Below are 22799 nucleotides of genomic sequence, written 5' to 3'. Positions count from 1 at the left end.
GAGACGGAGTAGCCCATCATGAGCAACCCCCTGATCGTTCAACTGGACCTGGCAGAATTCTGTGAGGCGACCGACCTGTCGGACGTCTACGTGATCGAAATCGTCGAGCACGGCATCCTCGAACCTCAGGAAGGCGCGCCCAAGGACTGGCGCTTCACCGATTACGAACTGACCCTGGCCAAACGCGCCGCCAAGCTGCGGCGCGACCTGGAACTGGAATGGGAAGGGGTTGCGCTGGCGCTGGACTTGCTCGAGGAAGTCCAGCAGCTTCGGGCGGAGAACCGGATGTTGAAGCAGCGGTTGGGGCGGTTGGTGGTGGAGTAGTTTTTCGAAGATTGACGCTGAACCTGTGGCGAGGGAGCTTGCTCCCGCACGAGTGCGAAGCGCTCGCAAGGTCTTAAAGAATCTGGCTTCAGGTAGTGGGGCGGCTGCGCAGCCCAGCGCGAGCAAGCTCCCTCGCCACAAATGCATTCTCTTCACAACAGCCCACCAACCGTAAAGGCGTTACACCTTCCGTGGCAACACCACCGTAAACAACGTCCCATCCTCTTCGCTCGAGGTGACCTCAATCGTCCCCTTATGCGCGTTCACCACTTCCTTGACGATAAACAACCCCAACCCGAGGCTGGTTGAAGGCTGGCCCAGTTCTTCGTCGGCACTGCGCACCAGGGGATCGAAGATCGTGGCCATGGCGTCTTCTGGAATAGGCGCGCCGAAGTTATGCACTGTCAGGCGCACCGCCTGCGGTTCGCCCTTGAGGGTCACCGTCACGTCGCGTTTGTTCGAACCGTGCTGCAAAGCGTTGCCAATCAGGTTCTGCAAGAGCTGAGCGAGTCGCCCGGCATCCCACACGCCGCGTGTGTCACCGTGTATTTCCAGGGTCGGGTCGCATGCAGGGTTGCCGGCGCACGCTTCGGCAATCGCCGCATGGGCCACTTCGGCCAGGTCCGTGGGCGTCGGCTCGATCGGCAGGCTCTTGCCCAGGCGGCTGCGTACCAGCTCCAGCAAATCACCGACCATCACCGCCATGTGCCGCGTGCCCCGCTGGATGTGGGTCGCGCAGGCCAGCGCATCACCCTCCAGGGCCGTTTTGCGCAGCAGGAGCTCGATGGACATGCTGACCGCTTGCAGCGGCGCGCGCAGGTCGTGGCCGAGGATCGCGAGGAAGATGTCTCGCGAGCGATTGACTTGCTCGGCATAAGCCGCCGTGGATTCGGCCAAGGCTTCATCAACGGCTTCATTGAAGCGGATCATGTCCTGGAAATAAGCCATGTCCGGGGATTCCAGGCTGTCGACCCACAGGCGGATCACGCAAGCGCGCAGATGGCGAAATTCGCTGGTCATCTGCACCAGATCAAACCCTACGGTGTGGCGCAGTTCGCCGTGGCTGGCACCGGCCTCGTCCAGGCTCGGGGTTTTTTCCGGGCCTTCCCCCTTGGCCTTGGCGGCTTGTTCACTGGGCGTTTGCGGTTTGGACATGTCCCGCGAGGCAGCCAGCAGAATCGCCTTCGCGTGGTCGCGCAATGCGGCACTGTCCATGGATTCGGCGGCCGGGGTGATGGTTTTGGCGAACTGCTCCCACTCATCGACGATGCGATCAACGTTTGCTGCGATGAATTCGGAAAGACGCATAGTGGATACCTGAGCATGAATCGAAGGACCGCGATTCGAATAGTAGTCCCTTTGACGGGAAAAACACGACCACTCATACAGCGGCATAAAGCCCGGCTGCCGTGGCGGTAATTATGTATTGGCGGCTCTTTGATTTTCGAACGGACCGAGCGCTTTAGCGCGCTGGTTGAACAGTAATTTGCTCTTTTGTTTCGGGCGTCGGTGGATAAGTCTGTTGTCTCCTTTCCTGTCACCAAGGTGATTGAACAGTGTCTGATTTGCATGGAAGCAACTCGCTGGAAACGCCCGCCCAAACCAACGGCGTTCATTACGATCGTGTACTCGGCGCCCTCCCTGGCGCCATAAAAAATGCCTCGGTAGCGAGGTTGAAAACCCTTGAAACACTTCAGCCCGAGAGCCCCGGGTGGTACAGCGGCACCCGGGAACTCGACCGCCAGTACCTGAAAGAACTGATTGAAGAGCATGGACGCTTGCAAGGCGCACTGGACAAGACCCTGGGTGCCTTGCAGCACGACATCAACGCATTTGCCGAGCCACTACTGAGTGCGGCGCTGACGACGGAGTTCAATGGCGTCGAGAATATCGACACGCTCAGCGTACAACTCGTCGTGCCCAGCAAAATTGGCTTTGTCATTGATTCCGGGGCCAGTCACGTTCGACAGTCCACGCTACTGGAAGCGGCGCTGCACAATTTCGACGCGTCGGAAACCAACGACGATGCCTGGCGTAACAGCTCCGGCATCTACCGCAAGGATGCCCACGACAACCTCGCGCTTGAATCCGCCATCTCCTTGCCCGGGTTTGCCTCGATGTGCCGCCGCCTCGACATTGGCGGACAGTTCCAGCGGCATATCAAATCCATCCTGCTGCCGGCGACGGCTCAAGCGCGACGCGCCTTGCAGGACGAGTCGGTGTCCAGTGAAAAAGCCGCGTTTCAGCTGGCGTCACTGGTTGCCCGATTGAAAGGCGATATCAGCGACCATGCCTACGGCAAACTCGGGCAAATACGCGAGAGCCAGGCCAATACCACGCTGTACGACCGGCCGCTGCAATGTCACCGATTGTCGCTGATGGGCTTTCAATTGACGGGCATCGTGTTGTTCAGTGCCGTCAGCGAGCCGTCGCAGATCAAGCAGGCGATCGATGCCTTGACCCCCGACTCAGTGAAGTTCTGGAGCGAGTGGTCGCAGCGCCTCTCGATATTGCCGGGTACGGAGTACGAGCGATTCAAATTGCTGCAGGCGTTTTTTGCCAATGGGCCGCAGGGGCTCAACGATGAGCTTTTGCGCCGCGACGACATCTACCATCAAAGTCGTTTGTCCGGTCACGTGATCGCCTATGTGCCGGATGATCCGGAACATCCGCTCAAGGAATACCCCTCGCTCGCCGCGTTCATGAAGACCCTGATCGGTCAGCTGCGAGACACGCCATACCAGACTTTTTTCAGCCGGTTCGTGGCGCAAAAGGACAAGGGGCTGTTTTTCAGCCGGGTCAACGAACGCCTCAAGACGGTGACCTGGCAGCAACGCGAGCCATTGGACATGGGGCCATGGTGGCGTGAAACCGCGGTCGAGAATCCCGATGCAGAACCCATCACCAATCAGATCACGGGCGACCTGTGGGCGACCTTGTTCGTTGAGCGCCGCGACAAGGCCATCGCCGATGCCCGACGCATCGCGGTGCCGACCGACGATGAAGACGCCAGCGCCCGCTTCAAGCGCCTGACCAGTTACCTGAACATCGGCTGGAACGTGTTCAATTTCGCCGCGATGCTGGTGCCCGGTCTGGGCGAAGCGATGCTGGGCATCATGATTGCGCAGATGCTCGCCGAGGTGGCCGAAGGCATCGAAGATTGGAGCAAAGGCGACAAGGAGGAGGCCTCTGCCTACTTCAACGGGGTGCTGATCAATTTTGCGCAGTTAGCGCTCATGGGGGCGGCCCATGGGTTGCCTGGCAGGCCACTGACGCCGATAAAAGTCTCGCCCTTTGTCGAAGGGCTCAAGCCTGTGGAGGTCGCTGGCAAGCAACGTTTGTGGAATCCGGACCTGACGCCGTATCAACAATCGGTCACCTTGCCCAAGGAGGGCGTCGTTGGTGAAAAAGGCTTGTACCGGCACCTGGATCAGGACCTCCTGCGCCTTGACGACAAATGCTACGAAGTCAAACAGGACGCGGACACTGGTCAGCATCGCCTGCAACACCCTACGCGAGCCAATGCCTATCAGCCCTTGCTGGAACACAACGGCGCCGGCCAGTGGAAAACTGAACTCGATCGACCGCTGGAGTGGGATCGGCGTCAATTGCTCCAGCGTCTGGGCGCCTCGGTCGATGGGTTTAGCGATCAAACGCTGGAGCAGATCCTGACCGTCAGTGGTATTCACGAAAACGCATTGCGCCGGTTGCACGTGGAGCACGAAACCCCGCCCGCGCTGCTGACCGATACCCTCAAGCGCTTCAAGGCGTACGCCGACGCCGAGGCCTGTGCCGAACAGGTCCTGGCCAATCGGGTCGACCGGGAATGGGCCGATCTTGCCGTGCGCTTCATGACTGAGTTGCCGGGCTGGCCCGAGGGCAAGGCCATCGAAGTATTCGAGGAGCCAGGCCTGGCGGGGGCGGCTTTCAAGGAGGGATATGCCGACGCGTTGCCCGCCAATACCTTGCAGATGACCTGGCAGGATTTACTCGCCGGTGCGCTGCCTGCACGTGTGGTCGGGTTCCTCGATGAACCGGCCCTTCGCGAGATGCTTGGGCAATGGTTTTCCGCCGACTCAACGGCGCGCACCAAGGCCTTGCGCAATTGCCTTGCCGAACAGGCGCGGGGCAGTAAAAGGCGTTTGTTCGACAAGCTTTACGAGCGCCGCGAGCGTACAGACGACGCCCGTGTGAGCTTGCTCAAAGGGCACGAGCCGTCGCTTTCGACCCGTGTGGCACAAGCCCTTGTGGAGCACGCGCAACCCTCGGACCTGCAACATTTGGCCGAGAAAGAACGCGTGCCCCTGAGACTTTCCCAACAGGCGGCGGATGCGGCGCAGCAGCTACGCATGGCACGCGCGTATGAAGGCCTGTACCTGGGCGAGCTGCACAACAGCGACACCGAGCGCCTGGAGCTGCACTCCCTGGCCGCCCTGCCGGGCTGGCCCTCGGACCTGCGTCTGGAGATTCGTGAACGTTCTTTTTCAGGGACGCTGCACGACAGCGTCGGCGCTGAAGAGGCACCCATCCGCAAAGTATTGATCCGGGGCGGAGATGGCCGATATGAAGCGCGGGACGCGGGCGATGAACACCTGCACGGCGCGGACAATCTCTATGCCGCCGTGCTGCACGCATTGCCCGATTCACAGCGCGTCACCCTGGGTTTTGACATTCATGACGCGGCAGGCCTCGAGCAGGCGGTCAAGACAGCGCCACTGGATCGAGCTGTGTTCGAGCCGATCCTGCGCGACAACCCGGTGTTCAAACCGTCCTACGACCCGAGCGTCATGCGCTTGCGCGGCGGCATGCCAGGTTATGCGCAGGCCCCGCGCGGCATGGGATTGCGCCGGCGGGTCCGCTCGCTGTACCCGGCCTTCACCCCGGAAGAAGTCGAAACGCTGTTGGCCGGGTTCAGCCAGAACGGTGGCTCGGTTCATGAACGCCTGACTGCGCTGGAGGCCGAGTTCGATCAGTTGAACCGCACGATGCAAAACTGGATGAACTCATCGACGGCGTCCTGGCGTTTCACGCCGTCAGGGATTGCCGAATTGCGTGCCCGTGAGCGCTTCTGCAAGGCGATCCGGCAGAGCTGGCAACGCACCGGACCCGAGGGCATGCAAGGGGCGGGTGCGGTGCGTCCGCAATGGCTGAAACTCGACGATTTTCCCTTGATCCGTCGGCTGCTTGAGACGCTGCCGAAACTCGAGGCCAATTTCGACCATGTCACCAACCTGAGCCTGCGCAGCGGCGAATTGCGTAATGAGCATCTGTCGTTTCTCGCTGCGTTTCGCCGGTTGCGTTACCTCAACCTGCAGGACAACCTGCTGACCGCCATCCCAGAGGTGCTCGGTGAGATGAATCATCTCAGCGACCTGTCCCTCAGTGAAAATCGTATCGAGCTGGATGAAGTGGCGGTCGATCGCCTGAAAAGGCTGGTGCATCTGCGTTCGCTGGGCTTGCGTGGCAACCCGTTGAAGCTCATGCCGAACATCAGCCGGATGCCGCAGTTGCAGGTCATCCTGCTCAACGAAACCGGCCTGGACAGTTGGCCTGTCGGGCTGTTTTCCCAGTCGCGGCCGCGCAGTATTTACCTCGATCTGCGACACAACCCGATCACCCGCATCCCGACAGTCGCGCCGGGTTCGTTCCGCGCCGAATTGCTCGCGCGAACATTGATCAGCCATGAGCCGCGCTGGATTTCCCCGGAAAACCTCGAAACCCTCAAGTCTTACATCGAGTCGGTCGGCATGGATCCCGACCGGCCGTACCCGCCACGCGGCACGCTCGACAGCGCCGACTGGTGGATGGGCATGACCGAGCGCCAGTGGCAGGAAAAGAAGGAAGTCTGGAATCAGGTCGAGGACGAGTTCGACTCGGTGCCGTTTTTCGATGAAATCCGCAAGCTCACGCAATCCGCCGACTTCACGGCGGGCGGCGACTACAAGGTGGACCTGACCGGCAAAGTCTGGCGCATGCTCCAGGCCATGGCCAAAGACAGCGAGCTGCGGGTCAAGCTGTTTAACGAAGCCACAACGCCTACCGCGTGTGTGGACGGCAGTACGCAACTGTTCAATGCCATGGGCCTGCAAGTGCTGTTTCATGAGGCCCATGCGCTGGGCAGCGCGGACCTGATCGAGGCGCGATTGCTGGAGTTGGCACAAGGCAAATCGCGCATTCGTGAACTGGATGCAATCGCCCGTCGTCGGGTCGCCGCGCGAAGGGCAGCGGGGGAGCAGTTTCGACGAGTCGATGAGCAGGGCAATGTCACTGGCACCATTGATGAAGTGGAAGTTCACCTGGCCTACATGACCGATCTGGCTCAGCGCCTGGATCTGCCGTGGCAGGCGCGGGGCATGCAGTTTCGCAAGATTGCCGGGGTGACCAAGGAGATGATTGAAGAGGCGTACACCTATATTGCGGCGCTCGAAGAAGGGGAGTTGCTTGCGGACCGGATCCTCGAACAACCCGAATGGAGAGCCTGGCTGGAGTCTTCCAACCGCGAAGCACTGAGCGATTTACGGCGGCAGATCGATGCCACCACGGATTTGCAGGAGGCGTTGCAGCGTCGATCCGAGGCCGTGGAACCGGCCGCCAAGGCGGCTTTGGAAGCGGAAATAAAATCCCTGTGTGGTGAATTGGGCAAAGACGAAAAAACGTTCGCCGAGGGGCAGGTCATGAGTGATGAGGACTATGCACAGACACTGGCTGAGATCGCCCGACAGATCGATCAAAAATTGAAATCGTTAACACAACAAGCGATCGAGCGTGCCCGGTTGCGGCGGCTCCAACGTCGTTGATTAAACGGCATTTGCCCGGGCCTGTTTAACCGCTGTCAGGGTTACTTCCCGAAAGCTACAAAACCTTGTGCCATTGCCTACAGGTGCGCCAGAATCCGCCGGCTTGTGCGCCTTGCGGCCACTCGGTAGCTTGATTCGCGTCACTGGTTGTCAGTGATCGGGTTTAGTAGCCCGTGGTGTTATCAGCAAGGTGCAGAGGCTCTGTCAGTCAGGTATCCCATCCCTGAACTTGATGGCAGCTGTGCGCAGGGCGCTTCGGCGCGCCGGTAAATGCTGATCTCCCCGGTCTACTAACCTGCGTACAGCCGCCACCCTTCTTTTAGTAGGGAAGTGTTGGCGGCTCCATTCAGGAGAAATCAGCGTATGTTCAAAGTAACGCCAAACCCGCCAGACACCGATCTCGCATCGCCCTACGATTCCCTCGATTCCAGCAAACTCCACGAAGCCGCCGAACGCGCCCTCGACCACCACTTCCCGCCCGTACAAAAGAAACCGCCGAAACGTGCAGGCCAACTCTTCAGCGTCTGCCCGGACGTCAACACTGAATCACTCCTGGCCAATGCCTCGGAGGATCTGCTGTCCATCAGCGCCATCGCCGCCGACCTCGCCGAACATGTGCAGGGCTCAAGCCGCTCCGTTGCCCTGGCACTCAGCCGCATGGCCGACAGCGTGCATTTGTTGGTGGACAAAGCGCTGGATCATCTGGATGAACCGGAAATGGCGGCGATAGTCGCCAGACAACAACGTCGAGCCAGTTGATTCACAACGCATGAAAAACCCGATGGCAGTCAACCGCCATCGGGTTTTTCTTTGGGCAATACGCAGGCACTCAGAACAGGAAATACCGCTGCGCCATCGGCAGCACATCCGCCGGCTCACACCACAACAAAACGCCGTCAGCCTTGACCTGATAGGTCTGCGGATCGACGTCGATGTCCGGCAGGTAGTCGTTGTGGATCAGGTCGGTTTTCTGCACGTCGCGGCAGCCTTTGACCACGGCGATTTTCTTCTTCAGGCCCAAGGCTTCGGGCAGGCCGGCTTCCTGCGCCGCCTGGCTGATGAAGGTCATGCTGGTGGCGTGCAGCGAGCCACCGTAGCTGGCGAACATCGGGCGGTAGTGCACCGGTTGCGGGGTCGGGATCGAGGCGTTGGCATCGCCCATCAAACTGGCGGCGATGGCGCCACCCTTGAGGATCAGCGTCGGTTTGACACCGAAGAACGCCGGGCGCCACAGCACCAGATCCGCCCATTTACCCACTTCCACCGAGCCCACCTCATGGCTGATGCCGTGGGTGATCGCCGGGTTGATGGTGTATTTGGCGATGTAGCGTTTGGCGCGGAAGTTGTCGTTGCCTGCGCCGTCACCGGGTAGCGGGCCGCGCTGTTTTTTCATTTTGTCGGCGGTCTGCCAGGTGCGGGTGATGACTTCGCCGACGCGGCCCATGGCCTGGCTGTCGGAGCTGATCATCGAGAACGCGCCGAGGTCGTGGAGGATGTCTTCGGCGGCAATCGTTTCGCGGCGGATGCGGCTTTCAGCGAAGGCCACGTCTTCGGCAATGCTTGGGTCCAGGTGGTGGCAGACCATCAACATGTCGAGGTGTTCGTCGATGGTGTTGCGGGTGAACGGCCGGGTCGGGTTGGTCGAGCTCGGCAGCACGTTGGCAAAGCCGCAGGCCTTGATGATGTCCGGCGCATGACCGCCCCCGGCACCTTCGGTGTGGTAGGTGTGGATGGTGCGACCCTTGAAGGCGGCGAGGGTGGTTTCGACGAAGCCCGATTCGTTGAGGGTGTCGGTGTGGATCGCCACTTGTACGTCGTACTCATCGGCAACGCTCAGGCAGTTGTCGATGCTTGCCGGCGTGGTGCCCCAGTCTTCGTGCAGTTTGAGGCCGATGGCGCCGGCCTTGACCTGTTCGATCAGCGGTTCCGGAAGGCTGGCGTTGCCTTTGCCGGTGAGGCCGATGTTCATCGGGAAGGCGTCGGCGGCTTGCAGCATGCGCGCCAGGTGCCACGGCCCGGAGGTGCACGTCGTGGCGTTGGTACCGGTGGCCGGGCCAGTGCCGCCGCCGATCATGGTGGTGACGCCGCTCATCAGCGCCTCTTCGATCTGCTGCGGGCAGATGAAGTGGATGTGGGTGTCGATGCCGCCGGCGGTGAGGATCATGCCTTCACCGGCGATCACTTCGGTGCTGGCGCCAATGGCGAGGGTGACGCCCGGTTGCACGTCCGGATTGCCCGCCTTGCCGATGCCGGCAACACGTCCGTCCTTGAGGCCGACGTCAGCTTTGACGATGCCCCAGTGATCGATGATCAGTGCGTTGGTGATCACCGTGTCGACCACTTCGGCGGCCAATAATTGGCTTTGGCCCTGGCCGTCACGGATGACTTTGCCGCCGCCGAATTTCACTTCTTCGCCGTAGGTGGTGAAGTCCTGTTCCACTTCGATCCACAGTTCGGTGTCGGCCAGACGGACCTTGTCACCGACGGTGGGGCCGAACATGTCGGCGTAGGCCTGACGGGAAATTTTCATTTCAATTCCTTGCACAAATTTATTGTGGCGAGGGAGCTTGCTCCCGCTGGCTGCGTAGCAGCCCCAAAACCTGCCAATGATTTCTTTCAGACATACCGCGTTCCCCGGGTGTGCGAGCGCTGCGCACTCGAGCGGGAGCAAGCGCCCTCGCCACAGGGGATCATTTCAGTCGAGGTCACCCATGATCCGCCCGGCAAACCCGAACACCCGCCGCTGCCCGGCGTAATCCACCAACTCGACCTCGCGACTCTGCCCCGGCTCGAAGCGCACGGCGGTGCCGGCAGGAATGTTCAGGCGCATGCCGCGGCTGGCGGCGCGGTCGAAGTTCAGGGCGTCATTGGTTTCGAAAAAGTGGTAGTGCGAACCGACCTGAATCGGCCGGTCACCGCTGTTGGCCACCGTCAGGCTGATCGTGCGGCGGCCGGCGTTGAGTTCGATGTCGCCGGGCTGGATCTGGTATTCACCGGGAATCATCAATGAGCTCCTTGGAGAATCTTGTAGAAGAAGGCTGTGGGTTTGTAACGACCACTCGGGTCGCAGGCGTAATCGGGAATTTCCCCGGCGCGGGTGTAGCCCAGGGCTTTGTAGAAATCTTCAGCGGGCGAGCCTGCCTCCGTGTCGAGGAAGAGCATGCCGCGCTTGTGTTGCAGGGCGGCCTGTTCCAGCGCACTCATCAACTGTTGGCCCAGACCACGACGCCGGGCATGCTCGCGCACCAGCAGTTTCTGCACTTCGCCGCGGTTCAATCCGTTGGCCTTGCGGCACAGGGCCAATTGCACGCTGGCTTGCACCTGTTCGTCCTTGACCACCACCCACAGCAGCACATTGCCCTTGATCAGATTGTCCTGAACCTCATCGAAATAGGCGTGGGCCTGCGTCGCATCGAGATCGGCCATGAAGCCGACGCTGGCGCCATAGCCGACGGCGTCGAGCAGCAGATCGATCAGGCCCTGACGGTAGTGCGCGAAGCTTTCTACGTTGACGCGTCGCAGTTGGGCGGGGTTCATGGGGCGATCACTCCTTGTTGGCGGCAGGTGGTTGTGCGCCAGGATTGAGGGTCAGTTGCATGAAGGTCAGGTCCAGCCAGCGACCGAACTTGGTGCCCACCTGTGGCATCTGCCCGGTGGTGATAAAACCGATGCGTTCATGCAGGCGAATCGAGGCAGCGTTGCCGCTTTCGATGGCCGCGACCATGACGTGTTTGCCACAGCCTCTGGCGCGCTCGACCAGCTCGTCCATCAGCTTTGGCCCCAGGCCATTGCCGCGTTGATCGCTGCGCACGTAGACCGAATGCTCGACGGTGTGGCGGAAGCCGTCGAACGGACGCCAGTCGCCGAAAGAGGCGTAACCCAGCACGGTGTTGTCTGCGTCGACGATCACCAGGATCGGATAACCCTGGGATTGCCGGGCGCTGAACCAGGCCTGGCGGTTGCCAAGGTCCACGGCCTGTTCGTTCCAGATCGCGGTGGTGTTGAGCACGGCGTCGTTGTAGATGTCGCGGATCGCCGGCAGGTCGGCATGCACCGCATCGCGGATGGGGTAAGTCATGGCGTGACCTCAGGCGATCGGTTGGTGGACGGTGACCAGTTTGGTGCCGTCAGGAAACGTCGCTTCGACCTGGATCTCCGGAATCATTTCCGGGATGCCGTCCATCACTTGTTCGCGGCTGAGCAGGGTGGTGCCGAAGTGCATCAGTTCGGCCACGGTCTGACCATCGCGCGCGCCTTCGAGCAGCGCCGCGGAAATGTAGGCCATGGCCTCCGGGTAATTGAGTTTCACACCGCGAGCCAAACGCCGCTCGGCGACGAGGCCGGCGGTGAAGATCAGCAGCTTGTCTTTTTCGCGTGGGGTCAGGTCCATTGTTGGAATCCATCTGGGCAGATAAAAAGTTCGGAACTGTTAATACATCACCTGTAGGAGCCGGCTTGCTGGCGATGGCGGCGTATCTACCGACATCGATATTGCCAGGCCCACCGCGATCGCCAGCAAGCCGGCTCCTACAGGGGGGATTGTGTTCAGGTGTTCCAGATTCGCGGTGGCATGGCTTCGCGGCCAAGCAGTGTCGGGCGCAGCAACCTCCATAAATCAATCAGCCAGCCACGGGCCAGAAGCGCCTCGCTGGCCAGGCACCGGGCGACCAACAGCCCCGGTAATTGCGTCAGATCCCCGCGCACATCGTTGGGCAATGAACGGCAACGCTCCAGCAAGTCACTATCGATCTCCCCGGTCACCAGCAAGGTGGCAAACACCGGTTGCCCATCCAGCCCAATCGGCGAGTCGAGCAAACCGTCAGCCCCGACAATGCGCTGGCGTTCGTGCCAGAGCAACTGGCCGTTGCGGCGGATATCCAGTTGCGCCTGAAAATGCCCGAGGTCGAAGCGCTCGCCACTGGCCGGACGGCCCAGGGCCACGACGTCCCAGTAGAACAAACGGGCATCGCCTTCAAGGTCGATAGCGGTGCTGAGTTCGGCCTGCGCCGCACTGAAAATGATCGTCTCCTGGGGCAGCCATTCCAGTGTCGCACCGGCTGCCACCTGCAAGCTCAGCCGCTGCCAGGCGGGGCCGGCCGCGCGGTACCATTTGGCGGCTCCGGGGCTGGTGATCTGCGCCCAGGCGTCGGTGCCGACGCTGGCCGAGATGTCCAGCCGGTCACCGCCGGCAATCCCGCCTGGCGGGTGGACGATGATGTGCTGGCAGACTTCAGGCCCTTCGGCATACAGGTGCTTTTGCACCCGCAGCGGGCCTTTGTGTCGACGCTGGACCGGGCGAGTGGTGTTGTCGAATCGGGCGTAGCCCAGTTCCAGTTCGGCATGCCAACTGGGGGTAAACAAAACGCCGGATGCAGGAAGAGTCATGGTCAGTGCTTATCGAGGGGGGCCTCAGGAGGGTTGCAAAGGCTGTGCCGCAGGGCATTGGCGGCAGCAGGGGGCTATGAACCGTCGCCGCGCACCAGTTGAGAGCACGGCGTGGAGGGTGGTGCGACAAATTGGTGCCTGGGGCCTGCCATCAACAAAGACTCAGATCGTGACCAGCCCGCGCACCCCTTCAGCTTCCATGTTCTCGCCGCGGCCCTGTTGCACGATTTCGCCCCGGGACATCACCAGGTATTGATCGGCCAGTTCGGCGGCGAAATCGTAGAACTGTTCCACCAGCAGAATCGCCATGTCACCACGGGCGGCGAGTTTCTTGATCACCGCGCCGATCTCCTTGATCACTGAAGGCTGGATGCCTTCTGTGGGCTCATCGAGGATCAGCAGACGAGGGCGGCTGGCCAGTGCGCGACCGATCGCCAGTTGCTGTTGTTGGCCGCCGGACAGGTCACCGCCCCGACGTTGCTTCATTTGCAGCAGCACCGGGAACAGCTCGTAGATGAACGCCGGGACTTCTTTCGCCTCGCTGCCGGGAAAGCGCGAGAGGCCCATCAGCAGGTTTTCTTCCACGGTCAGGCGGCCGAAGATTTCCCGGCCTTGGGGCACATAGGCGATTCCGGCGTGCACGCGCTGGTGTGGCTTGAAGGCGGTAATCGCTTTGCCTTCCCAATTGACCGCGCCTTCTTTGGCCGGCAGCAGTCCCATCAGGCACTTGAGCAAGGTGGTCTTGCCCACGCCGTTACGCCCGAGCAGGCAGGTGACTTCACCGACCTTCACGTCAAACGTCAGGCCGCGCAGGATGTGGCTTCCGCCGTAGTATTGGTGCAGTTTTTCGACTTGCAGCATTCTCAAATTCCTTCTGTTCCACACAGAACCCTGTGGGAGCTGGCTTGCCAGCTCCCACAGGTTTTGTATTTGCAGAGCTATCGACCGAGATAAACCTCGATCACCCGCTCGTTATCCTGCACCTGTTCCAATGAGCCTTCGGCCAATACGCTGCCCTGGTGTAACACGGTGACGTGGTCGGCAATCGAGCCGACAAAGCCCATGTCGTGTTCCACCACCATCAGCGAATGTTTGCCGGCCAGGCTTTTGAACAGTTCGGCGGTGAATTCGGTTTCGGCGTCGGTCATGCCCGCCACCGGTTCGTCGAGCAGTAGCAGTTGCGGGTCCTGCATCAGCAACATGCCGATTTCCAGAAACTGCTTTTGCCCGTGGGACAGCAAACCGGCGGGGCGATTGACCGAGGCGGTCAGGCGAATGGTGTCCAGTACTTCGGCGATGCGATCCTTCTGCTCGCCATTGAGCCGCGCCCGCAGGCTGGCCCACACCGACTTGTCGGTTTTCTGCGCCAGTTCCAGGTTTTCAAACACGCTCAATGCTTCGAACACCGTCGGCTTCTGGAACTTGCGACCGATGCCAGCCTGGGCGATCTGCACTTCGCTCATCTGCGTCAGGTCCAGGGTTTCACCGAACCAGGCTTTGCCATGACTGGGCCGGGTCTTGCCGGTGATCACATCCATCAGCGTGGTCTTGCCCGCGCCGTTGGGGCCGATGATGCAGCGCAGTTCGCCGACGCCGATGTACAGGTTCAGATTGTTCAGGGCCTTGAAGCCGTCGAAGCTGACGCTGATGTCTTCCAGGGTCAGGATCGTGCCGTGCCGAGTATTGAGGCCTTTGCCGGCACGCTGGCCGAGGCCGATCGTGTCGCGGCTGGTGCCAGCGTCCTTGTTGGGCTCCACGGGAAAAAACGCCGGTTCGAGCATGAACTCAGCGGTCGCAGTGGTTCTCATTGTTCACCTCTTTTCTTCAGCAAACCGATCACACCCTTGGGCAGGTACAGGGTCACGACGATGAACAGCGCGCCGAGGAAGAACAGCCAATACTCGGGGAACGCCACGGTGAACCAACTCTTCATGCCGTTGACCACACCGGCGCCGAGCAAGGGGCCGATCAAGGTGCCGCGTCCGCCGAGGGCCACCCAAACAGCCGCTTCGATGGAGTTGGTCGGCGACATTTCGCTCGGGTTGATGATGCCGACTTGCGGCACATACAACGCACCGGCCAAGCCGCATAGCACCGCGCTCAACACCCACACAAACAGCTTGAAACCGCGCGGATCGTAGCCGCAGAACATCAAGCGGTTTTCCGCATCGCGCAGTGCGGTCAGCACCCGGCCAAACTTGCTTTGCGCCAGACGCCAGCCAATGAACAGGCTCGCCACCAGCAACAGCACCGTGGCGAAAAACAGCACCGCGCGGGTGCCCGGTTCGGTAATGCCGAAGCCGAGAATCGTGCGGAAGTTGGTGAAGCCGTTGTTGCCGCCGAAGCCGGTTTCGTTGCGGAAAAACAGAAGCATGCCGGCGAAGGTCAGGGCCTGGGTCATGATCGAGAAGTACACGCCCTTGATCCGCGAACGGAAGGCGAAGAAGCCGAACACCAACGCCAGCAAGCCCGGCGCCAGTACCACCAGGCACAAGGTCCAGAGGAAGCTGCTGGTGCCGGTCCAGAACCACGGCAGTTCGGTCCACGACAGGAACGTCATGAACGCCGGCAAGCCATCGCCCGAGGCCTGGCGCATCAGGTACATGCCCATCGCATAGCCACCGAGGGCGAAGAACAGGCCATGGCCCAGGGACAGCAGCCCGGCATAACCCCAGACCAGATCCAGTGCCAGGGCGACGATGGCGTAGCAAAGAATCTTGCCCACCAGCGTCAAGGTGTAGGCGGACACATGCAGTGTGCTGTCCGCCGGTAACAGTGACAGCAGCGGCAGCGCCAACAGCAGCACAAGGATCACTGCACCGATGGCTATCGAGATTGTCGGGCCGGCTTTCTGTGTAGCGGTAACGAGCAGGGGCTGGTTCATCAGTCGATCACCCGTCCTTTGAGCGCGAAGAGGCCTTGCGGACGTTTCTGGATGAACAGAATGATCAGCGCGAGGATGAGGATCTTGCCGAGCACGGCACCGATTTGCGGCTCGAGAATCTTGTTGGCGATCCCGAGGCCGAACGCGGCGAACACGCTACCGGCCAGTTGCCCGACACCGCCGAGCACCACCACCAGGAACGAGTCGATGATGTAGCTCTGGCCGAGGTCCGGACCGACGTTGCCGATCTGGCTCAGGGCCACGCCGCCAAGGCCGGCGATGCCCGAGCCAAGGCCAAAGGCGAGCATGTCCACGCGTCCGGTGGGCACGCCGCAGCAGGCAGCCATGTTGCGGTTCTGGGTGACGGCGCGCACGTTCAGGCCCAGGCGCGTTTTGTTCAGCAGCAGCCAGGTCAGCACCACCACAAACAAGGCGAAGGCGATGATGACGATGCGGTTGTACGGCAGCACCAGATTGGGCAGCACTTGAATCCCGCCCGATAACCACGCAGGGTTGGCCACTTCGACGTTCTGTGCGCCGAACACCAGTCGCACCAGTTGAATCAGCATCAGGCTGATGCCCCAGGTGGCAAGCAGGGTTTCCAGCGGACGGCCATAGAGGTGGCGAATCACCGTGCGCTCCAGCGCCATGCCGATGGCGGCGGTGACAAAAAAGGCCACTGGCAGCGCGATCAGTGGATAGAACTCGATGGCCTGCGGCGCGTAGCGTTGAAACATCAGCTGCACGACATAGGTCGAGTAGGCACCCAGCATCAGCATCTCGCCGTGGGCCATGTTGATCACGCCGAGCAGGCCGAAAGTGATCGCCAGGCCCAATGCCGCGAGCAGCAGAATCGAGCCCAGGGACATGCCGCTGAAGGCCTGGCCCAAGAGCTCGCCGACCAGCAGTTTGCGTTTGACTTGAGCCAGGCTGGTTTCGGCGGCGGTGCGGACTGTGGCATCGGCTTCGACGCCAGGGTCGAGCAAGCCTTCGAGACGGGTGCGGGCCAGCGGGTCGCCGGTCTCACCGAGCAGGCGTACGGCGGCAAGGCGCACGGCCGGATCGCTGTCGACCAATTGCAGGTTGGCCAGGGCAAGACTCAGGGCGCTGTGGACGCCTTCGTCCTTTTCGCCCGCCAGTTGCTGGTCGAGGAATTTCAACTGTGCCGGTTTGGCACTTTTCTGTAGTTGTTGTGCAGCGGCCAGACGCAGCTTGGCGTCGGCGGCGAGCAGTTGGTGGCTGGCGAGGGCGGTGTCGATCAAGCCCCGCAAGCGGTTGTTCAGGCGCAAGGTTTTCGGCTGGCCGTCGACGGTCAATTGGCCTTGTTGCAGGGCGTTGATCAGTTCGACGCGGGCCGGATCGGGCTGCGCGGCCCAGGCTTCCAGCAGCTTGGCTTGCTGCACGGGATTGGCCGCGACGAAGTCTTCGGCGTCGCCGGCGTGGGTGGCCATCGGCAACAAAAGTGCGATGGCGAGGATGAAGCGGTAAAGGGCAGTGGGCATATCGAACGTCCTGGTCATACGCGGACCCTGTAGGAGCTGGCTTGCCAGCGATGGCGGTCTGTCAGACAGACCGCGTGATGCGGATCGCCAGCACGCCGGCTCCTACAAAGGTGTTGTGTCGCGCTTAGTTGCTCTTCATCGCGTAGTCCGGCTTCTTGTCGTTACCCGGGATGAACGGGCTCCACGGCTGGGCGCGGATCGGGCCTTCGGTCTGCCATACCACGTTGAACTGACCGTCCGCCTGGATCTCGCCGATCATCACTGGCTTGTGCAGGTGGTGGTTGGTCTTGTCCATGGTCAGGGTGTAGCCGGACGGCGCGGCAAAGGTCTGGCCGCCGAGGGCTTCACGGACTTTGTCGACGTCGGTGGACTTGGCTTTTTCAGCGGCCTGCGCCCACATGTGGATGCCGACGTAAGTGGCTTCCATCGGGTCGTTGGTCACCGCTTTGTCGGCGCCCGGCAAGTTGTGTTTCTTCGCGTAGGCTTTCCAGTCAGCGACGAATTTTTTGTTCGCCGGGTTCTCGACCGATTCGAAGTAATTCCACGCCGCGAGGTTGCCCACCAGCGGTTTAGTGTCGATGCCGCGCAGTTCTTCTTCGCCCACCGAGAACGCCACGACCGGCACGTCGGTAGCCTTCAGGCCCTGGTTGGCCAGTTCTTTATAGAACGGCACGTTGGAGTCGCCGTTGACAGTGGAGATGACCGCCGTCTTGCCGCCGGCCGAGAATTTCTTGATGTTGGCGACGATGGTTTGATAGTCGCTGTGACCGAACGGGGTGTAGACCTCTTCGATGTCCTTGTCGGCCACGCCTTTGGAGTGCAGGAACGAACGCAGGATTTTGTTGGTGGTGCGCGGGTAGACGTAATCGGTGCCGAGCAGGAAGTAGCGCTTGGCGCTGCCGCCTTCCTCGCTCATCAAATATTCAACGGCCGGGATCGCTTGCTGGTTCGGCGCAGCGCCGGTGTAGAACACGTTCGGCGACATCTCTTCGCCTTCGTATTGCACCGGGTAGAACAGCAGGCCATTGAGCTCTTCGAACACCGGCAACACCGATTTACGCGACACGGACGTCCAGCAACCGAATACCACGGCGACCTTGTCCTGGGTCAGCAGCTGACGGCCCTTTTCGGCGAACAACGGCCAGTTGGACGCCGGGTCGACGACCACCGGTTCCAGCATCTTGCCGTTCACGCCGCCCTTGGCGTTGATCTCGTCGATGGTCATCAGCGCCATGTCTTTGAGCGACGTTTCGGAGATCGCCATGGTGCCGGACAACGAATGCAGAATACCGACCTTGATGGTCTCGGCGGCCTGGACAGTCCAGGTCATGCCCATCGCGGCAATCGATGCCGAGAGTGTGAAAGCCTTGATCAAACTGCGACGCTTCATTGTGCGATCTCCATGAACTTATGAATTTTCTTGGTGGCAGATGCGGACTACTGAAGGGTCTTTAGCAAGGGCTGTGCCCGGTCGGGCAAAGGCAGGGAAATGTCGTTCTAGAGCGGTTGCACAGTTGGACGGCGCACCATGAAGGGACGTGTCTGGCGCATTGGTGCGTCGTGCTGCGCCAGATTAGGGCGAGCAGCGCCGCTCCCACATTTTGATTGGGGTGAGTCAGCGGCGGCGCATCAGGCCGATGAAAAACAGGCCGCCGATGGCCGCGGTGGCGACGCCGATGGGCAGGTCTTCGGGGGCGATCAGCGTCCGGGCGGCGACGTCGACCCACACCAGAAACACGCTGCCAAGCAACACGCACACCGGCAGCAATCGGCGGTGTTCCGCACCGACCAGCCGCCGCGCAATGTGCGGCACCATCAACCCGACAAAACCGATTGAACCGCTGATCGACACCAGCACCCCGGTCATCAGCGAGGCGATCACAAACACCCGCAAGCGCACCGATCGCGCATTCAACCCCAGGGTCACCGCCGTCTGTTCGCCCGCCATCAACGCGTTAAGCGGTCGCGCCATGCCGAGCAGCAGCGCCAAGCCGAGCAACACACTGGCGGCCGGCACCGCGAGCAACTCCCAACGCGCCAGCCCGAGCCCGCCGAGCATCCAGAACATCACCGCGGAACTGGCGCGATGGTCGCCCATGAACAGCAGCAAGTTGGCCACCGCCATCATCACGAACGACACCGCCACGCCACACAGCAGCAGGCGATCACTGTCCAGGCGACCATGGCGGCTGGCGATCATCAGCACCACCAGCATGCTCAGCAATGCACCGATGAACGCGGCAAACGGCAGCGTCAGCAAGCCAACGATTTCACCAACGTGCAACACCACGATCACCGCACCCAAGGTTGCGCCGGAGGTGACCCCGAGCAAATGCGGATCGGCCAGCGGATTGCGCGTCACGGCTTGCAGCACCGCGCCGATCAACGCCAGTCCAGCGCCGACCAGCGCACCGAGCAACATGCGCGGCACACGGATCAGCCAGACGATATGTTGCTGCCCGGCGCTCCAGTCCGGCACACCGAAACCGAACAGTTTGTGCAGCAGAATCCGCCACACCACGTCCACCGGCACCCGCGCCGGGCCGAAGCCCAGCGACACCACGCACGAAACCAGCAACAGCGCGCCGAGGGCAATCAGCAACAGGGCGTAGCGACGATTGATCATGCGCCGTGGAAGCCCTTGGCCAGGGTTTCAACCGCCAGCACGTTATCGATCCCGGGCGTGGCCTGCACGTAGGGGATGACGATGAAGCGCTGGTGCTTGATCGCGTCCACCGATTGCAGCGCCTTGTTGCTGCGCAGGAATGCAATTTTCTGTTCGGCAGTGACTTCGCCGTAGTCGACGATCACGATCACCTGCGGGTTGCGCTCGACCACGTTCTCCCAGTTGACCCGGGTCCAGCTCGCCTCGACATCGTCGAGAATGTTGCGCCCGCCCGCGGCGTCGATCAGCGCTTGCGGCATGCCCAGGCGACCGGACGTCATGGCCCGGTCTTCACCGCTGTCATACAGGAAAACCCGGGGTTTATCGGTCGGCAGGTCTTGGCGAACCTTGGCAACTTGCACCTGCATCTGACTGATCACGGCATTGGCGCGATCCTGCACGTCGAAGATTTTGCCGAGGTTACGCAGGTCGTTGTAGGTGTCTTCAAGGCTGGCCGGTGGACGCTTCATCACAAAGGCGCAGGACTCGGTCAGCTCGTAGACATTGATGCCCAGCGGTTGCAGGGTTTGTGGCGTGAGGTCGCCGCCCACGCGCATGCCGTAATCCCAACCGGCGAAGAAGAAGTCGACGTTGGCGTTGAGCAGGGTTTCCACCGACGGGTATTTGGCCGCCAGCTCCGGCAAGCCATCGAGGATGCTCTGCATCTGGGGCGTCACCGCTTTCCAGCCACTGACACCGCTGTAGCCGACCATCTGCGGCTTGAGGCCGAGGGCGAGCATCATCTGGGTCATGTTGATGTCGTGGCTGACCGCGTGTTTCGGCGCCTGCTGGAAGATCACTTCGCGGTTGCAGCTCTGGATCGTCAACGGGTAGTGCGTCGCCTGGGCAAATGCCTGGGCGCTACCCAGCAACAGAACGAGGAAAAGACTGGAGCGCAGCAGATTCATGGTTGGGTTATCCAGGTCATTCGAGGGTAGCCGTGCAAGGGGTGCTCATCGATCAGCGCTTCGACGCCGAAGACGTTGCGCAACAACGACGCATTGAGGACTTCTTTGGGAGTGCCGCTGGCCACGATGCGGCCGTGATTGATCACGTACAGGCGATCGCAGAATGCGGCGGCCAGGTTGAGGTCATGGATGCTCGCGAGGGTGCCGATCTTCAAGCGCTTGACCAACTGCAACAACGCCAGCTGATAGCGCGGGTCGAGGTGGTTTGTCGGCTCGTCGAGGATCAACAGTTGCGGTTGCTGGGCCAGCGCGCGGGCCAGGATCACCCGCTGTTTTTCGCCGCCGGAAAGGGTGGTGAACGCGTGGTCTTCGAAGCCCTTGAGGCCGACTGATTCCAGGGCCTGGCAGGCGAGGTTTCGATCCTCGGCCGTGTCGCCATCGAACAGGCCTTTGTGTGGCGTGCGGCCCATGGCGACCACTTCTTCGACGGTCAGGCCGAAGGCATCGGGAAACTCCTGCAGCACCACGGCGATACGTTGCGCACACCAGCGTGAAGATTGCTTCCAGACGTTTTGATGGTCGAGCCGGACCTCGCCGCTTTCCGGTTTGCTGAAGCGCCAGGCACAACGCAACAGGCTGGTCTTGCCGCTGCCGTTGGGGCCGATCAACCCGACAAACTCACCGGCGGCCACGTGCAGCGAGGCATCACGCAGCTGGAACTGGTGGTGACAGTGGCCGTGACCGAGGGGTGTCCAGGCGAGGTTTGTGAGGTTCAGCGAGGTCATGCAATGGCTCTGAAGGTGAAGCTAATGGCGCCATCGCTGGCAAGCCAGCGCCTACAGGGGACGTGCACTTCCTGTAGGAGCTGGCTTGCCAGCGATGAGGCCCGAAAAGGGTGATGAGCGGGGGGAAGTCTACATGGCTGATCCTCCCGCGCATCTCAGCTGCTTCAAGATGATGATGAAGCCGACTCAGTTTGTCGGGTGAAGCGCGACAGCACCAGTCGATCGAGCAACCACACCACCACCAGCGAAGCCCCCACCAACGGGAATGCGACCGCCAGCGCGAACATGATGACCATCGCGGTTTTCCACTTCGGCAGGTCGTGGCGCAGCGGCGGCACACCGAGCTTGCCTTGCGGGCGACGCTTCCACCAAATCACCACGCCGCTGACGGCGCTGAGCAGGATCATCAGGCAAATCAGCAGCACGATGATCTGGTTGACCACACCGAACATCTTGCCCTCGTGCAACATCACGCCGATTTCCGTGGCGCGGGCGACGGCGCCGTATTGCTCGTAGCGCACGTCGGCAAGGACCTTGCCGGTGTACTGGTCGACGTGCAGGGTGGCGTCGTTGCGAGGGTCGTCGGCGAACACGGCGATGGTGAAGACGCCGGTGGCGGTGGTCGGGAAGGTGATGCTGTAACCCGATTCGACCTTGCTCCGGGTGGCGATGTTTTGCACGTCTTGCAGGCTGATGGTCGGCGCGGCCGGGCCGGCGTGTGCACCGCCATGGGCCATGTGTTCGGCGTGATCGCCGGACATCGGCATCGGCGTGTTTTCCATCGCCCAAGGCACGGTCTGGCGGGTGGCGCTGTTGAGGCTGCGCGCTTCGACGTCGGACTTCGGTACGTCATTCCACATCGCCGCCGGAAAGACGTTCCACACCGCCGCGTATTGCTGGCCCCAGAACCCGGTCCAGGTCATGCCGCTCAACAGCATCACCAACAGCAGGGACGCGCCCCAGAAACCGGTGACAGCGTGCAAGTCGCGCCACAGAATGCGGCCGCGACTGTTCAGGCGTGGCCACAAGATGCCGGCCGCCTGACCCCGCGGCCACCACAGGAACAATCCGGAAACCACCAGCACTACGCCCCACCCGGCAGCCAGTTCCACCAGCCGGTCACCGACGGTACCGATCATCAGCTCGCCGTGGATCGCCCGGGCAATGGCTTGCAGGTTCTTCTTGGCATCCTGATCGCCAAGGATGTCGCCGTGGTACGGATCGACGAACACATTCAGCTCGGTACCGTCATTGATCACGACAAACTGGGCGCTGCGTTCGGCGCTGACCGGTGGCAGGTACTGCTTGATCGTGGCTTGTGGATATGCCGCTTTCACCCGGTTGAGCAGGTCATCGGCCGGTACCGTGTGATGCCCCGCCGGGACATTGAGCAGGCTGCTGTACATCAGCGAGTCGAGCTGCGGCTTGAACAGGTAAATAGTGCCGGTCAGAGCCAGCATCACCATGAATGGCGCAACGAACAATCCGGCATAGAAATGCCAGCGCCACGCCAGGTTGTAGAAATTCACTTTGGGCTGTTTCATCACGT

At 61.4% G+C, this 22799-nt stretch carries 19 protein-coding genes; 3 read left to right on the top strand and 16 right to left on the bottom strand.

What is annotated here, in order from left to right; genetic code table 11:
* Positions 1-18: 18 nt before the first annotated feature.
* Positions 19-324, top strand: coding sequence for a chaperone modulator CbpM (locus KHO07_RS25990; RefSeq protein WP_150735744.1), 306 nt, complete (start codon positions 19-21; stop codon positions 322-324).
* Positions 325-504: 180 nt separating this feature from the next.
* On the opposite strand, the gene KHO07_RS25985 is transcribed toward KHO07_RS25990, so the two are convergent.
* On the bottom strand, positions 505-1632 hold the full coding sequence (locus tag KHO07_RS25985) for a HAMP domain-containing sensor histidine kinase (RefSeq protein ID WP_212625906.1): 1128 nt from the start codon (positions 1630-1632) through the stop codon (positions 505-507).
* Positions 1633-1880: 248 nt separating this feature from the next.
* On the opposite strand from KHO07_RS25985, the gene KHO07_RS25980 reads away from it, so the two are divergent.
* Positions 1881-7121 carry a DUF6543 domain-containing protein gene (locus KHO07_RS25980; protein ID WP_212625905.1) on the top strand — a complete coding sequence of 1747 codons (5241 nt, stop codon included), beginning with the start codon at positions 1881-1883 and terminating at the stop codon, positions 7119-7121.
* A 363-nt stretch (positions 7122-7484) separates the two neighbouring features.
* Positions 7485-7880, top strand: a complete 396-nt coding sequence (locus tag KHO07_RS25975) for a DUF6124 family protein (protein ID WP_212625904.1) — start codon at positions 7485-7487, stop codon at positions 7878-7880.
* Between the two features lie 70 nt (positions 7881-7950).
* Here KHO07_RS25975 and ureC read toward each other — a convergent pair whose 3' ends face one another.
* The 15 genes from ureC to KHO07_RS25900 form a co-directional block, all read right to left on the bottom strand.
* Entirely contained in the window at positions 7951-9651 is a 1701-nt protein-coding gene (gene ureC / locus KHO07_RS25970) for an urease subunit alpha (protein WP_212625903.1), read from the bottom strand.
* Between the two features lie 165 nt (positions 9652-9816).
* Positions 9817-10125, bottom strand: a complete 309-nt coding sequence (locus KHO07_RS25965; RefSeq protein WP_212625902.1) for an urease subunit beta — start codon at positions 10123-10125, stop codon at positions 9817-9819.
* Positions 10125-10658, bottom strand: a complete 534-nt coding sequence (locus KHO07_RS25960; protein WP_212625901.1) for a GNAT family N-acetyltransferase — start codon at positions 10656-10658, stop codon at positions 10125-10127. Before KHO07_RS25960 ends, KHO07_RS25965 begins: the two co-directional genes overlap by 1 nt.
* Before the next feature lie 7 nt (positions 10659-10665).
* Positions 10666-11199, bottom strand: a complete 534-nt coding sequence (locus KHO07_RS25955; RefSeq protein WP_212625900.1) for a GNAT family N-acetyltransferase — start codon at positions 11197-11199, stop codon at positions 10666-10668.
* A gap of 9 nt (positions 11200-11208) precedes the next feature.
* Positions 11209-11511, bottom strand: a complete 303-nt coding sequence (ureA, locus tag KHO07_RS25950) for an urease subunit gamma (protein WP_034149685.1) — start codon at positions 11509-11511, stop codon at positions 11209-11211.
* Positions 11512-11666: 155 nt separating this feature from the next.
* Positions 11667-12506, bottom strand: coding sequence for an urease accessory protein UreD (locus tag KHO07_RS25945; protein WP_150735736.1), 840 nt, complete (start codon positions 12504-12506; stop codon positions 11667-11669).
* Positions 12507-12668: 162 nt separating this feature from the next.
* A complete protein-coding gene (gene urtE, locus KHO07_RS25940) occupies positions 12669-13367 on the bottom strand; it encodes an urea ABC transporter ATP-binding subunit UrtE (RefSeq protein ID WP_075947796.1) in 699 nt (232 codons plus the stop codon).
* Between the two features lie 77 nt (positions 13368-13444).
* Positions 13445-14314, bottom strand: coding sequence for an urea ABC transporter ATP-binding protein UrtD (urtD, locus tag KHO07_RS25935; RefSeq protein ID WP_075947797.1), 870 nt, complete (start codon positions 14312-14314; stop codon positions 13445-13447).
* A complete protein-coding gene (urtC, locus tag KHO07_RS25930; protein ID WP_212625899.1) occupies positions 14311-15390 on the bottom strand; it encodes an urea ABC transporter permease subunit UrtC in 1080 nt (359 codons plus the stop codon). Before urtC ends, urtD begins: the two co-directional genes overlap by 4 nt.
* Positions 15390-16892, bottom strand: a complete 1503-nt coding sequence (gene urtB / locus KHO07_RS25925) for an urea ABC transporter permease subunit UrtB (RefSeq protein WP_212625898.1) — start codon at positions 16890-16892, stop codon at positions 15390-15392. Before urtB ends, urtC begins: the two co-directional genes overlap by 1 nt.
* A 124-nt stretch (positions 16893-17016) precedes the next feature.
* The gene (gene urtA, locus KHO07_RS25920) at positions 17017-18282 is read right to left on the bottom strand and encodes an urea ABC transporter substrate-binding protein (RefSeq protein WP_057712186.1); all 1266 of its coding nucleotides are present in this window, start codon (positions 18280-18282) and stop codon (positions 17017-17019) included.
* A gap of 225 nt (positions 18283-18507) precedes the next feature.
* Entirely contained in the window at positions 18508-19518 is a 1011-nt protein-coding gene (locus tag KHO07_RS25915) for an iron ABC transporter permease (protein ID WP_212625897.1), read from the bottom strand.
* On the bottom strand, positions 19515-20465 hold the full coding sequence (locus tag KHO07_RS25910; RefSeq protein WP_212625896.1) for an ABC transporter substrate-binding protein: 951 nt from the start codon (positions 20463-20465) through the stop codon (positions 19515-19517). Before KHO07_RS25910 ends, KHO07_RS25915 begins: the two co-directional genes overlap by 4 nt.
* The gene (locus tag KHO07_RS25905) at positions 20462-21250 is read right to left on the bottom strand and encodes an ABC transporter ATP-binding protein (protein WP_150735731.1); all 789 of its coding nucleotides are present in this window, start codon (positions 21248-21250) and stop codon (positions 20462-20464) included. The genes KHO07_RS25910 and KHO07_RS25905 overlap by 4 nt, the downstream gene beginning before the upstream one ends.
* A gap of 164 nt (positions 21251-21414) precedes the next feature.
* Positions 21415-22794, bottom strand: coding sequence for a PepSY domain-containing protein (locus tag KHO07_RS25900; protein ID WP_212625895.1), 1380 nt, complete (start codon positions 22792-22794; stop codon positions 21415-21417).
* Between the last annotated feature and the right edge of the window lie 5 nt (positions 22795-22799).

The organism is Pseudomonas sp. PP3 (assembly GCF_905336995.1).
Classification (GTDB): domain Bacteria; phylum Pseudomonadota; class Gammaproteobacteria; order Pseudomonadales; family Pseudomonadaceae; genus Aquipseudomonas; species Aquipseudomonas reinekei.
This window is presented reverse-complemented; position numbering and strand designations above follow the sequence as displayed.

What these genes read in the sequence shown, in the direction of transcription:
- KHO07_RS25990 (WP_150735744.1), top strand. Translation starts at nt 19, where the DNA reads ATGAGCAACCCCCTGATCGTTCAACTGGACCTGGCAGAATTCTGTGAG.
- KHO07_RS25985 (WP_212625906.1), bottom strand. Translation starts at nt 1,632, where the DNA reads ATGCGTCTTTCCGAATTCATCGCAGCAAACGTTGATCGCATCGTCGAT.
- KHO07_RS25975 (WP_212625904.1), top strand. Translation starts at nt 7,485, where the DNA reads ATGTTCAAAGTAACGCCAAACCCGCCAGACACCGATCTCGCATCGCCC.
- ureC (WP_212625903.1), bottom strand. Translation starts at nt 9,651, where the DNA reads ATGAAAATTTCCCGTCAGGCCTACGCCGACATGTTCGGCCCCACCGTC.
- KHO07_RS25965 (WP_212625902.1), bottom strand. Translation starts at nt 10,125, where the DNA reads ATGATTCCCGGTGAATACCAGATCCAGCCCGGCGACATCGAACTCAAC.
- KHO07_RS25960 (WP_212625901.1), bottom strand. Translation starts at nt 10,658, where the DNA reads ATGAACCCCGCCCAACTGCGACGCGTCAACGTAGAAAGCTTCGCGCAC.
- KHO07_RS25955 (WP_212625900.1), bottom strand. Translation starts at nt 11,199, where the DNA reads ATGACTTACCCCATCCGCGATGCGGTGCATGCCGACCTGCCGGCGATC.
- ureA (WP_034149685.1), bottom strand. Translation starts at nt 11,511, where the DNA reads ATGGACCTGACCCCACGCGAAAAAGACAAGCTGCTGATCTTCACCGCC.
- KHO07_RS25945 (WP_150735736.1), bottom strand. Translation starts at nt 12,506, where the DNA reads ATGACTCTTCCTGCATCCGGCGTTTTGTTTACCCCCAGTTGGCATGCC.
- urtE (WP_075947796.1), bottom strand. Translation starts at nt 13,367, where the DNA reads ATGCTGCAAGTCGAAAAACTGCACCAATACTACGGCGGAAGCCACATC.
- urtD (WP_075947797.1), bottom strand. Translation starts at nt 14,314, where the DNA reads ATGAGAACCACTGCGACCGCTGAGTTCATGCTCGAACCGGCGTTTTTT.
- urtC (WP_212625899.1), bottom strand. Translation starts at nt 15,390, where the DNA reads ATGAACCAGCCCCTGCTCGTTACCGCTACACAGAAAGCCGGCCCGACA.
- urtB (WP_212625898.1), bottom strand. Translation starts at nt 16,892, where the DNA reads ATGCCCACTGCCCTTTACCGCTTCATCCTCGCCATCGCACTTTTGTTG.
- urtA (WP_057712186.1), bottom strand. Translation starts at nt 18,282, where the DNA reads ATGAAGCGTCGCAGTTTGATCAAGGCTTTCACACTCTCGGCATCGATT.
- KHO07_RS25915 (WP_212625897.1), bottom strand. Translation starts at nt 19,518, where the DNA reads ATGATCAATCGTCGCTACGCCCTGTTGCTGATTGCCCTCGGCGCGCTG.
- KHO07_RS25910 (WP_212625896.1), bottom strand. Translation starts at nt 20,465, where the DNA reads ATGAATCTGCTGCGCTCCAGTCTTTTCCTCGTTCTGTTGCTGGGTAGC.
- KHO07_RS25905 (WP_150735731.1), bottom strand. Translation starts at nt 21,250, where the DNA reads ATGACCTCGCTGAACCTCACAAACCTCGCCTGGACACCCCTCGGTCAC.
- KHO07_RS25900 (WP_212625895.1), bottom strand. Translation starts at nt 22,794, where the DNA reads ATGAAACAGCCCAAAGTGAATTTCTACAACCTGGCGTGGCGCTGGCAT.